11 protein-coding genes are annotated in these 12,190 nt (G+C 58.4%); 6 read left to right on the forward strand and 5 right to left on the reverse strand.

Annotated elements, in window-relative coordinates; all coding sequences use genetic code 11:
* Positions 1-99: 99 nt before the first annotated feature.
* Positions 100-297: a (4Fe-4S)-binding protein gene (locus ACOOHB_RS09975; protein WP_420444696.1), complete on the reverse strand. Its 198-nt coding sequence runs from the start codon at positions 295-297 to the stop codon at positions 100-102.
* A gap of 242 nt (positions 298-539) precedes the next feature.
* Between ACOOHB_RS09975 and ACOOHB_RS09980 the strand changes: the two genes are divergently transcribed.
* From ACOOHB_RS09980 to ACOOHB_RS09995, 4 genes are all read left to right on the forward strand, one after another.
* Positions 540-1,031, forward strand: coding sequence for a 4Fe-4S dicluster domain-containing protein (locus ACOOHB_RS09980; protein ID WP_420444697.1), 492 nt, complete (start codon positions 540-542; stop codon positions 1,029-1,031).
* A complete protein-coding gene (locus ACOOHB_RS09985; RefSeq protein WP_420444698.1) occupies positions 1,028-2,887 on the forward strand; it encodes an aldehyde ferredoxin oxidoreductase family protein in 1,860 nt (619 codons plus the stop codon). Before ACOOHB_RS09980 ends, ACOOHB_RS09985 begins: the two co-directional genes overlap by 4 nt.
* 62 nt (positions 2,888-2,949) lie before the next feature.
* Positions 2,950-4,398, forward strand: a complete 1,449-nt coding sequence (locus ACOOHB_RS09990; protein ID WP_420444699.1) for an NAD(P)/FAD-dependent oxidoreductase — start codon at positions 2,950-2,952, stop codon at positions 4,396-4,398.
* 3 nt (positions 4,399-4,401) lie between these two features.
* Positions 4,402-4,671 carry a MoaD/ThiS family protein gene (locus tag ACOOHB_RS09995; protein WP_420444700.1) on the forward strand — a complete coding sequence of 90 codons (270 nt, stop codon included), beginning with the start codon at positions 4,402-4,404 and terminating at the stop codon, positions 4,669-4,671.
* Between the two features lie 59 nt (positions 4,672-4,730).
* On the opposite strand, the gene ACOOHB_RS10000 is transcribed toward ACOOHB_RS09995, so the two are convergent.
* Positions 4,731-6,470, reverse strand: a complete 1,740-nt coding sequence (locus ACOOHB_RS10000; RefSeq protein ID WP_420444701.1) for a CocE/NonD family hydrolase — start codon at positions 6,468-6,470, stop codon at positions 4,731-4,733.
* 10 nt (positions 6,471-6,480) lie between these two features.
* The gene (locus ACOOHB_RS10005; RefSeq protein ID WP_420444702.1) at positions 6,481-7,422 is read right to left on the reverse strand and encodes an aldo/keto reductase; all 942 of its coding nucleotides are present in this window, start codon (positions 7,420-7,422) and stop codon (positions 6,481-6,483) included.
* 220 nt (positions 7,423-7,642) lie between these two features.
* Between ACOOHB_RS10005 and ACOOHB_RS10010 the strand changes: the two genes are divergently transcribed.
* A complete protein-coding gene (locus ACOOHB_RS10010; protein WP_420444703.1) occupies positions 7,643-8,065 on the forward strand; it encodes a cupin domain-containing protein in 423 nt (140 codons plus the stop codon).
* Between the two features lie 54 nt (positions 8,066-8,119).
* Here the strand turns inward: ACOOHB_RS10010 and ACOOHB_RS10015 are convergent, their stop codons facing one another.
* Positions 8,120-8,743 (reverse strand): cysteine hydrolase family protein, encoded by a 624-nt coding sequence (locus ACOOHB_RS10015; protein ID WP_420444704.1) that lies wholly within the window; start codon positions 8,741-8,743, stop codon positions 8,120-8,122.
* 177 nt (positions 8,744-8,920) lie between these two features.
* Here ACOOHB_RS10015 and ACOOHB_RS10020 point away from each other — a divergent pair, with 177 nt between their 5' ends.
* On the forward strand, positions 8,921-10,222 hold the full coding sequence (locus ACOOHB_RS10020; protein ID WP_420444705.1) for an MFS transporter: 1,302 nt from the start codon (positions 8,921-8,923) through the stop codon (positions 10,220-10,222).
* A 154-nt stretch (positions 10,223-10,376) separates the two neighbouring features.
* Here the strand turns inward: ACOOHB_RS10020 and ACOOHB_RS10025 are convergent, their stop codons facing one another.
* A complete protein-coding gene (locus ACOOHB_RS10025) occupies positions 10,377-12,086 on the reverse strand; it encodes an N-acyl-D-amino-acid deacylase family protein (RefSeq protein WP_420444706.1) in 1,710 nt (569 codons plus the stop codon).
* Positions 12,087-12,190: the final 104 nt, after the last annotated feature.

Raw genomic sequence — 12,190 nt, forward strand, 5'->3', positions numbered from 1 at the left:
AATGTCCCCAACACGGACGGTAACACGACCGTTGAGAAATGTGGACAGTACCGAAGCCTGCGACATACGAGCGGCCTCAAGTAAGGGCACTCTCTCGATTTAATCTTCCTGAACGGTCAGTGCCCCTGACGGACATTTGGCAACGACTGCCCGGACTTCGTCCTCTGACGCCGCGCTCGGATCGATCACGAACTTCCCGCCTTCGACCTTAAAAACCTGCGGCAGGCTCTTCACACAATTTGCCGAATGCGTGCAGACTTCCTCATCCCAATTCACTTTCATACTACGCCCTCCCATATGGTGTTGATTCCCGTAGCCTAGCGCTTTCCCTGGGTGGTCGGCAAGGCGGCTTCATAGGGGACGTGATGAATCCCCCTCACCCCAGCCCTCTCCCTCCAGGGGAGAGGGAGCAGACCTTCCCTCCCCCTAGAGGGGAGGGCCAGGGAGGGGGAATTCAAAGTGAGACACTACCGGAAATTGACTTTTGTGGCATTCCTCGGACGAATCTGTTAGAGGAGGGACAGGAGGGCCAGCACCGTATGAAACAGCTCCGCGTGATTACCGATAAATGCACAAGCTGCATGCAGTGCGAGTTGGCTTGTGCCTTTGTTCAAACCGGGACCTTTCAGCCGTCCCGGTCTGTCATTCGCGTCCACATCTTCGACGAGCAAGCCGTCTACGCGCCCTATACCTGCTTCCAGTGCGATGAGGCTTGGTGTCTGACGGCCTGTCCGGTGAATGCGATTGCCATTGACCCGGACACAGCGGCGAAAGTCGTCATGGACGACGTGTGTGTCGGCTGTGCGGTCTGCACGGTTGCCTGCCCCTACGGCACCATGTTCTACAACCCGGATACCCACAAAGCCTTCAAGTGTGACCTGTGTGGCGGCGACCCGGCTTGCGTCAAGTCCTGCCCAACCGGTGCACTCGAATACGTGGATATGGATCAGCCGGACTGGCTGGCCAGTTGGGCGGACAAGGTCAACCAAGGCTTTCAACATATGCAGGGCGAAGAAGGAGGCAAGGCATGAGCGCGACGAACATAATGAACGGTTGGATCGGCACTGTCCTGCGCGTTAATCTGACCACCGGCGCCATCAGCAAAGAGCCGCTGAATGCCGAATGGGCCAGAGACTATGTCGGCGGCCGCGGGCTCGGCGTCAAATATCTCTACGAAGAGATGGACCCCAGTGTCGATCCGTTCAGCCCGGATAACAAAATGATCTTTGCCACCGGTCCGCTGACAGGCACCAACGCCTCGTGTGGTGCACGCTATATGGTCGTCACCAAGGGCGCGCTGACCAATGCCATTACCACCTCGAATTCGGGCGGCTTCTGGGGACCGGAAATGAAATTCGCCGGCTATGACATGATCATTCTGGAGGGCAAGGCCGAGAAGCCGTCTTATCTATGGATATATGACGACCGGGTTGAACTGCGTGACGCGACCCACCTGTGGGGCAAGACGGTCTGGCAAACTGAAGAAAAGTTGCGCGTCGAACTCGGCGTGCCGGATTCCATCATCGCCAGCATCGGCCCGGCAGGAGAAAATCTAGTCCGCTTTGCCTGCATTATGAACGACCTGCACCGGGCCGCGGGCCGGTCCGGCGTGGGCGCGGTCATGGGCTCCAAGAATCTCAAGGCCATTGCTCTGCGCGGAACCGGCGGGGTGTCCTTGGCCGACCCGCAAGCCTATATGGAAGGCCAGTGGGCCATGAAGGAGAAGCTGCGGCAGTCGCCCGTGACCGCCGAGGGCCTGCCCATGTACGGTACGGAAGTGCTGGTGAATGTGATTAACGAACACGGCGCCCTGCCGACTCGCAATCACCAGGAAACTGTCTTTGCAGAGGCCGAAAACATCAGCGGCGAAACCCTGACCGAGACCCGCCTGGTTGCCAATAAAGCCTGTTTTGCCTGCACCATCGCCTGCGGTCGGGTCAGTACTCTGCCGGGCGAAGCCTCCTCCAAATACTCGGTCACCACCAATCCGCAGAACTGGAAAATCGCCGGGGAAGGCCCTGAATATGAAGCCGCCTGGGCCATGGGCTCCGAATGTGGAATCGGCGACCTGGACGCGCTTATTAAAGCCAACTGGCTGTGTAACGATCTGGGTATGGACTCAATCAGCTTTGGAGCCAGCGTGGCCGCGGCCATGGAGTTGTTCGAGAAGGGCGTGATCACACAGAGTGAAACCGAGATTCCGATTGAGTTCGGCAGTGCGGAAGCCTTGATCGTCATGGCCGAAAAAACGGCCTACCGCCAGGGCTTTGGCGATGCGATTGCCGAAGGCTCCAAACGCATGACCGAGACGCTGGGTCGGCCGGAGTTCTTTATGGGCGTTCGCGGGCAGGAGTTTGCCGCGTATGAAGCCCGCGCCATCCAAGGCATGGGACTCGGCTACGCGACCTCAAACCGCGGCGCGTGTCACTTAAAGGCGTATACCGTTGCTGCCGAAATTCTCGGCCTGCCCCGTCAGATGGACCCGCGCGCCACAGAAGAGAAAGCCGAGATTACAAAAGTCTTCCAGGACGCGACCTCAACCGTTGACGCCACCGGCCTGTGCCAGTTTCTCACCTTTGGGGTTGGCCTGGAAGAAATGTTGCCCCAACTGTCGGCCGCCACCGGCGTGCCGTATACGCTGGAAGGACTCATGCAAATCGGCGAACGCATCTGGAACCTGGAGCGGCTGTGGAACGAGCGGGCGGGCTTCACCGGCAAGGACGATACCCTGCCCAAGCGGATTCTGGAAGAGCCCATCCCGTCCGGCCCGGCCAAGGGCGAGGTCAACCGCCTGGGTGAAATGCTGCCCGAGTACTACGAACTGCGAGGCTGGGATAAGGACGGCATCATCTCCGAAGCAAAGAAGAAAGAGTTGGGGCTGGAGTAAGCCCTCACCCTAACCCTCTCCCACCAGTGGAGAGGGGATAAAACGCGAAGAGGCGCCCGCATATGGCACACCACATCATTATCGGAGGGGGACCGGCCGGCGTAGCCGCGGCGGAAACGATCCGGGCAACCGCAGGCCCTGAGGCACAGATTACGCTCATCTCCAACGAGCCGGCCTACTCGCGCATGGTCTTACCCTACTATCTGGCGAACGACATTCCGGAGCGGCATGTGCTGACCGGAGACGCGGCCTATTTTGAAAAGCATGGCATTGCATCCGTGTCCGGTCAGGTTGAGCACCTCGATGCCCAAGCCCGCACAGTCACACTTGGTGACGGCTCAAGCCACGCGTTTGACACCTTACTCATCGCCACCGGCTCTTCGGCCCAACGTCCTCCCATTTCCGGCATTGATCAGGAAGGCGTGTACACCTTCTGGACGCTCGAAGACGCAAAACAGGTGATGTCGAAAGCGCAGGGCACGCCCAGGGCGGTACTCGTAGGTGCCGGCTTTATTGGCTTCATTGTCCTGAACGCGATGGCCAAGCTGGGCTGGAATCTCTCAGTGGTCGAAACCGAGCCGCAGGTCCTCCCGCGCATGCTCGACGCCACAGGCGCGGAAGCGGTCGAAGGCTGGCTGGCGGACCGGGATGTGGCCGTTCATACCGGCGCCCAAGTCCGGAGCATTAGCCGTGCGGGCGAGGCACTCAGCCTCTCACTGAGCAGCGGTGCAAGCCTGAGTGCGGATATTGTCATTTTGGCCACAGGCATTCAGCCCAACCTGGGATTTCTCAACGGCTCCGGCATTCACATTGACGGCGGCATTGTTGTTGATGACCGCATGCAAACCAATATCCCCGGCATCTACGCGGCAGGTGATGTCGCGGCCGGACCGGAACTGCTGAACGGCTCGGCCGCGGTGCATGCGATTCAACCAACCGCCGTGGACCACGGCCGGATTGCCGGCGCCAATATGGCGGGCAAAGAGACGCACTATCCGGGCAGCCTGCTGCTCAACGTATTGGATGTCATCAATCTGCACTGCGCCAGCTTTGGCCAGTGGCGCACAGATGCGACAGATGCGACAGATGGGAATGACTCGATCACAACAATCTGGAACCCGACACGACCGATTTATCGCAAATACGTCTGGCACGGGGACCGCATGATCGGGGCGCTGTTTGTCGGACCGATTGACGACGTCACCATGCTGAACGACGTTGGTATGGTCAAAGGACTCATTCAGACGAAGCTAGCCCTGGGAAACTGGGCGGACTACGTCAAAGAGAACCCGACCGATGTGCGTCGAGCCTATGTCGCGACCGGCGCAGCACAGAAACTGGTCGGTCAAACACTCTTAGGCGCACCCGCCACAGCGCGTGCCTACCGGGTAGACGGTAAAACGCCCCAAGCCTGGCAAAAAGACTCGCACGCACCCCTCATCGGTTCACGGCCAGGCACGCTGGATACGCTCCCGCGAACACCGACCCCAGGCATTGGAAAGGGTGAATAATCGATGCAGGTCAGTATCAAACTCTTTGCCACTCTTCGGAAAAAACTCCCCAAAGGCTCTATGGGGAAAGCCACGCTTGACCTCGTAGATCAGGCAACCATCAACGACCTGATTCAACAACTCGACGTTCCCCTCGACCTGGCCCAGATGGTTCTGGTCAACGGCGAGCAAACCCGGGAGTTCGATCAGGCGCTTACGGACGGCGACCAGGTCAGCATCTTCCCGCCGGTCGCGGGGGGAGCGAGTGAAGCCTCTTATGTGAAAAGACGGTAAGACCTTATTTCTATAACCCGCCTTTTCACTGCCCGCCTTCCTTCAGCCAGTTCACCCACTCATCGAGGAATAATCGGCAGCACCACATGCGAGGGATGCGCGTCATCATGAAAGACGTGCTGCAGGGCCGGCTCCAGGCGACTGGCCTCGCCACCGGCCTCGCCGGTTTGCGGGTTCCGATCAAAACGCGGGAAGTTTGAGCTGGCGATGTCAAGCCGAATACAGTGCCCAGCCTTGAAAACATTGCTGGTCGCCCATAGGTCTAGGGTGAACTCGTATACTTCATCTGGCTTGAGGAGCGTTGCCTGTACCTTTGATGCACGGTAGCGGCCACGCATGATCCCGTCAGTCAGATTCTGGGCGTATCCTTCGGGATGCACATCCACCAGCTTGGCCGTAAAATCCGTATCCACCGCGCTGGTGGCCGCATACAGCGTCAGCGTAACAGGCCCGGTGACCTCGACATCCTGCTCAAGTACGGGGGTGGTGTACACCAGGACGTCTTCCCGCTCTTCCACCGAACGTTGATCGAACGCACCGCCGGGTACGGCCGCCGGCCAGCAGCATAGCCCGCCGCCTTTGGTCGGAACGGGGTGGCGCGGATCAGACACAAACACGTCAGCCGGTTCGCTCCGCGGAGCCTCGGGACTTAATGTTCCATCACCACGGAGGCTGTTCCCTTTACCGTTGCTATGCAGGTAGTACTTTGTGTACTGCGTCCGGGCGAGAGGCCATTCGTTTTCATTCCGCCAGGTATTATGCCCCATGACGAAAATACGCACCGGCGGCTCTTCCAACAGGCCGTTCTGTTTGCCCTTGAGCCAGTAGTCAAACCATTTGAGGTGCAGGCCGTCCAGGTCGGCGGCTAATGAAGTACTCGATAACCCGAAATTCGCTTCGCCGACAATGTTGCTCAGCGGCAACGTATGGTGCCACGGACCGATAACGAGTTTCTGACCGTTTCGAGCCTCTGCCGTAGCGCCCCGCTCACGCATACCCAGATAGTTCCGAATCGTGCCGCCCAGGAAGATGTCATACCAGCCGCCAACATTACACGCCGGAATGGGAATCGTGTCATGCCGATTTTCGATATTGAGCTGTGCCCAGTAGTCGTCATCGTCCGGATGCGCCAGCCAGTCGTAAAAGTACGGCGCCGACTTGCTCAAGAACGGAAAATCCTTAAGCGGGAGATGACGAAAAGCCTCACACATATCATCAATCCCGGACAGCAAGTGTCCCACTTCGTCCCGCAGTTCGGGCTGTTCTTTGGCAAGACGCATGGCCGTATCGGGAGCCAGGCCGGTCATGGTCCAGCTCGCATTAAAGCCAAGCGCAAAGGCTCCGCCCTGATAGGTCCAGCCTTCGTGATAATCGGACGCCGTAATCAGCGGGAAGATCGCTTTCAAATGGGGCGGCTTACTCAAGGCGGCCAGCCATTGGGTGGCACCAACGTAGGACGCGCCATACATACCCACGTTCCCGTCCGACCAGGGCTGTACGGCACACCACTCAACGGTGTCGTAGCCATCGGCTATGTCATCCCGAAAGGTGTAGAACTCTCCGTCCGAGGCGTAGCGTCCACGCGAGTCCTGGATGACAACGGCATAGCCCTCACTGGCTGTCCGTATGACATCGAGCATGAGCATGGAAATAGTCGTCAGCCCTTTGTCGTACGGGGTCCGCTGCAGAATAACCGGATGCGTTCCCGTAGCCGGGCGATAGACATCGGCGCGCAGCAGCGTGCCGTCCCGCATGGGGATGGCCACATCTTTTTCAACAATCAGTGTGGACTCGCTCATACTCGCCTCCTTAATTTCCAGACACACAATCGACCCGCCCGAACAGCCCTGCCAGCCGCTCGCAGTCTGCCGCGGCCAGCGGCTCTTCGAGCAAAGAGGCAACATTCTCTTTGAGATGCTCGACATTGCCGGTTCCGGTCAGGACGCTGTCCATCCCAGGCTCGTGCCGACAGTAGCGGTAGGCCGCCTCGGGAATAGTCCCCGCTTTCCCATTTTCAGTCAAAAAGCCAAGCAGGTTCTGGGTCTCACACAGGGCTGGATCGATTTGGTTTTTGTCTTTGAGTTCAGCCAGAATCTTTTTCAGGTAATCCGGGCGGCTGAGCGCGTTCCGCACGGCAAACATGCCCATGGTCCCAATGTGCTTGGCCTGCGTTTTTGGGAACACCCGCTGGCGGGCGGATTGGTTCAAAAAATTAAACCCGATCATCATCACATCCCAGCAGTCGTCCTGAAGCGCCTGCTCCGCCATCGCGTGCTGAGGGTCAGGAATAAAGGCTTCGGTCACACCGACAAAGCGTATCTTGCCCTGCTCTTGCAGCCGCAGCAGTACCGGGCAGAGCGTGTCGCGGGCGTATTCATACTGCTCGACCCGGACGCCGTGCAGATAAAAGACATCCACATAGTCTGTCTGTAAGTGCTTGAGGCTGTGTTCAACCCCGCGCCGGAGTTCAGCGCTTGGGTCGTCACTCTCACGGGCCGGACAGAGCTTTTTTGTGGAAATGACGAGTTGGTCCCGAGCGACATCCTGTATCGCCTTACCCACAATGCTCTCAGTCCCATAGGCTTCGGCAGTATCGATCAGGTTGATTCCCAAATCCAATGCTTGGCGAACGACCTCAATAGATTCTTGCTCGGTTCTGCCGGTTTTCTGCCCCAGTCGGCTGTGGCCGCCACAACCCAAGCCGGCCACGCTGACCTTGAGACCAGTTCGTCCGAGGATGGTGTATTGCATATGTATATATTCCCCGCCCAGTTAAGCAGTGAAGCCGCGCAGCCTGGAGTCTGGAATCCCCAGACCATATGCCCCTTCCCCTCTTTTCTGCAAGATGTTCAATCGAGATGTCTAATCAAGATGTCTTATTGAGAGAAAAGAGCGCCTTGCTTTTCGTACGGTCCGGCGCTATGGCCAGAGAGAAGATTGGTACACACTCATAAAAGGAGGGAGTCACACCATGGCGAACAAAGATTTTGAAGTGAAACAAATCCTCAAGGCATATCGGCAGGGGCTGATCTCAGACGAACTGTTCGCAGAACAGATGCAAGAACTTGGGGGAAACGGCGCGACAGGCGGGCTTGATGTTGCCAACGTCTTTGACCACCGGGGGAGCCTATTCGCGAAGCTGCAGGAAACCCCTATGAGTCAAACCGTCGCATTCACCCTGCCGGCCGGCTATGGCAACGACACGGAGAATACCCACAAGGGCGACCAGATTATTTATGCCATCGAAGGCTGCGCGACAGCCAAAGTGTCCGGCACAGAGCAAGACATCAAAGCCGGCGATGTGCTCATGATTCCGGCCGGCGCTCCCCATACTCTTCGAACCGGGAACGAATCGTTCTTTGGCTTTACCATCCTGGCGCCGCCGGAACTGTAGCCACTCTCGGACGACCTCTTCGGCAATACCGGGGGGCGCAGCCTGCTGCGTCCCCTACGCTAACGCCCGGATCACCTCATCCGACGTACATACCGTTGTCAGCCCTCCCAGGGCTGCGCCTAAAATTACCCCATGGGCTTCTTCGGTCGTCGCCGCACAGCAGTCTTCGGGAATGAAGATGTGATAGCCGCGGTCTGTGCCGTCCCGGGCTGTGCCTTCGACAACGCCATCTGTGGCGATGCCGGTCAGCACCAGGTGGGTGCGCCCTTGGGAATTGAGAATGGCTTCCAAAGGACTGGCGTAAAAGGAACTCACCCGCGTTTTGGTAATCACCAAGTCTTCCGGCTCGGGGGTGAGGTCGGCATGGATCTCAGCTCCCCACGTCCCGTCCTGTAAGGCTTCCATTTGCTTGATCACCTGAAAGACCTTTACGTGCTCCAGTAAGTCGGAGTAATCCGACCGGTAGGCATGTCGAACATGGATGATCGGTACGTGCGCCGTCCTCCCCGCGGCAGCCAGGGCGCTGATATTTCCCAAGATGTTCTTTTCCTTAATAAGCCTGGGCATGGCCCCGCCAGTCAGGTGCCCGCCAAATTTACCGTCTTCATGCACAATATCGTTCTGGCAGTCCATCACCAGAATGGCGGTTTTCTCTTTTGGCAACGTTAGCGCACTCATTCGACCCTCCTCCTTTTTGTGTCCTCTAGTGTATCCGGCGCATTCACTCTGATCCTATATCAATAATATTTTGCTCTGTCGCGCCGGCGTGTGACAGCTCGGATACATCACCTCATTTCAGATTGACAGACCAGAACATCCTCTATCTAATCGCGGCTGATGAGAGAGCCAGATTCCTTGGACGACCTCAAGAGCGAGGGCGGGCGAGCAGACCGCGGCGAACGGGTCTTCTATGGCTGGCTGATTGTCGGCGTCCTGTTCTTTATCTCCATTATCGACGGGGGGTTCACCTATACCTTCTCGACCTTTCTGAAGCCGCTCACCCAGGAGTTCGGCTGGTCACGCGCCGAGACAGCCACGGCTTTCTCCCTGTATTTATTCGTTGCCGGCCTCGTCCTGCCCGTGTGGGGATGGCTCATCGACCATGTTGGTGCCCGCTGGGTCTTTCTGCTGAGCGCACTCATTGACGGCGTCGCCCTGCTCTTGCTCAGCACAGTTCACAGCCTTACCGGCTTCTATGCCTTATACCTGTTTTTAGGTGTCGGACTGGCAGGAATCGGCCCCATGCCCGTGGGTAAGGTCATTACCCAATGGTTTGTGGCCAAGCGGGGCCTGGCCATGGGCATCGCCCTGGTCGGCGCGAGTGGTGGCGGGCTGGTGCTGGTACCGCTGTGCGGTTTTTTGATCGCTGAATTTAGTTGGCGGCTGGGCTACCAGGTCCTGGCCGCCTTGTCCCTGTTCGGAATGCTGCCCCTGGTCTGGTTCTTTGTCATCAATACCCCAGAGGAAAAGGGACTCAAGCCGTTGGGGCAAAATAGTCCGCAAAATAGTCCGACAAAGAATCACACGCCGGTAACGACTGAGCAAGAACCAAAACAGGACGCTCGGGACTGGACACTCAGACAAGCGCTGTCCACGCCAACCTTTTGGCTCTTAGGGGTCGCATTCTGTCTGGGGCTGATGGCGGCTGGGGCTGTGCATGCCCACCAGGTCGCATTTTTTCAGGATGCCGGTTACAGCCTCGAGTTGGCTTCAACGATTACCGGCATCTCTTTAGGCATGAGTATGGCCGGGCGGTTTCTGGCCGGCTGGATCAGCGAACACGTCCGCCACCCGCACGCCCTCCTCGCCGAGTGTCTGTGCATGCAGGCGGTCGGCATCGGGGCCTTACTCTATCTGGAGAGCCTCGGGTTCTGGGCGCTGGCGCTGTTCGTGCCGCTCTTTGGACTGGGGTATGGCGGCATGATTGTGCTGTGGCCTTTGACCGTCGGACATGATTTTGGGCGGCAGTCTTTTGGGGCAATCGCCGGTGTACTAGGTACGTTGGGGCTGAGCCTTGGAGGCGCGCTGGGACCCATCGTTGCCGGTGCGTTTTATGATAACACCGGCAGTTATGACTGGGCGTTTGTGTCTTGCGTGGGCGTGTTTTTCGTGGGCGCAGGGGCCGCGGTCATGGCTCCGGAGCCGCGGGCTGTGTAGGGCAACCTGGCTTAGAGCAAATTACGATGCTGTGGAGCCGCCCGTCATTCCTGCGGAAGCAGGAATCCAGGCCCCCAGCCCCCGCCGCCCGCTGGATGCCGGATCACGTCCGGCATGACGGAAGCTGCATGGCTAGAGCCTAGCGTAAAACGCTCTAGCCGGAAGCCCGCGGACCCCGCAGCAGCTGACCGGGCAACGCGCCGGTGTGTTCGTTGTGACGCAACACAACCTCGCCGTTCACGACGGTGGCGAGAAAGCCCGTCGCCTGTTGCTTGAGTCGCCTCGCGCCAGCCGGCAGATCGTAGACGACTTCCGGTAATTGCGGTGCGACGGTCTGGGGATCAAAGATCACCACATCGGCGTTCCAGCCCTCACGCAACAACCCGCGTCCGCTCAGACCCCAGTGAGAGGCAGGAATGAAACTCAACTGGCGCACCGTCTCTTCCAGCGTCAGCGCCTGCTTCTCCCGAACCCAATGGCCCAGGACATGGGTTTGGAGCGATGAGTCCATGATCTGTGAGACATGCGCACCGGAGTCTGAAAACGTGATGACCGAGCGCGGGTGGCGCATCATTTCCAGCACGTGATCTTGATTCTGGTTGACGAGCGGTTGGAGGAAAAATTGTTTCAAGCCCTTCTCCAACGCCAGATCAATAAACACCTCGACCGGACCTTGCTGACGCTCCTCAGCAATCTCGGCGATTGAACGATACGGTGGAGTGGCGGAGTCCATGACAAACAGCCACTTAAAATTCGCCGCGCGCGGCTCCGCGCCAACCCCACTGTTCGGATTGCGCGGCTTGTGGTGGGCGGCTTCAACAAGCTTCTGGCGTGTTTGCGGATTACGCAGCGCGGCTTCCTGGGCGGCCAATGGGAGTTTTCTGATATCGCACCACACCGGCAAGGTATCGAACGGCGTGGCCGTCTCGAATGACAGCACAACATTCAGCGGACGACTATGCACCTGGATGAACATCCGCCCACCCGCCGCGGCTGTTTCGTCGGCCAGGCTAAAAAACGGCTGCCACATATTGGGCGCTTGGCGGCTGCTGAACATACCAAACGTGACCGGCACGCCGGTGTCAACGGCCAGCGCTTTGAGCCGACCGAGATATTCATCAATCCGTTCAGGATCGAACCGGGCGTCTTCGTTGGCAATTTCAAACACACCGGCGTTCAGCTCACCCATGACGCCGACCAGTTGGCGCACCTCGTCCCAGGTCGCCAGCCGGCTGGCAACCGGTTGACCGTCCGGCGTCTGATGGTTGTGGGTACGTGAAGTGCTCAGTCCGATAGCGCCAGCCTGAATAGCGGCCCGCACTTCGCGCTGCATGGCTTCCAGGTCTGTCGCACTCGCTGCTTGGGTAAATGCGCGCTCACCCATGACATAGGTACGCAGCGCGGAGTGACCGATATAAGCGGCATAGTTAATGCCCTTCGGCAGCGCCTCAACCGCATCCAGATATTCCGGGTAGGTGGTCCAACTCCACGCAATACCCGCTTCCATTGCTTCCGGGGCAATATCTTCTGCCCGTTCAAGATTGCGCATCACCAGCAGTTTGTCCTGCTCGGCACACGGGGCGAGAGAAAAACCACAATTCCCCATCACCACACTGGTGACACCGTGCCAACAGGAACACGTCCCCAGCGGGTCCCAGAACACCTGGGCATCCATATGGGTGTGCGCATCGACAAAGCCCGGAGCAACCACATGCCCCTCGGCGTCAATCACCTCGTGCGCACTGTCGCGGATTCTGCCGATGGCCGCGATTTTTCCGTGGCTGATACCGACGTCAGCCTGAAAGCGGGGCAGTCCCGAACCGTCAATAAGCGTACCGTTTTTGATAAGCAGATCGTATTGCATTCTCCTTCTATAAACGAGGCGGAAGCTCGAAAGCAAGGCATGGAAAACCGGCCGAATCTGACGTAGAGTATGCATGACAAATGGTAACCATAAGGAGGGAAATC

Origin of the sequence: Candidatus Poriferisodalis sp. (assembly GCF_965215815.1) — a bacterium.
Lineage (GTDB): Bacteria > Actinomycetota > Acidimicrobiia > Acidimicrobiales > Poriferisodalaceae > Poriferisodalis.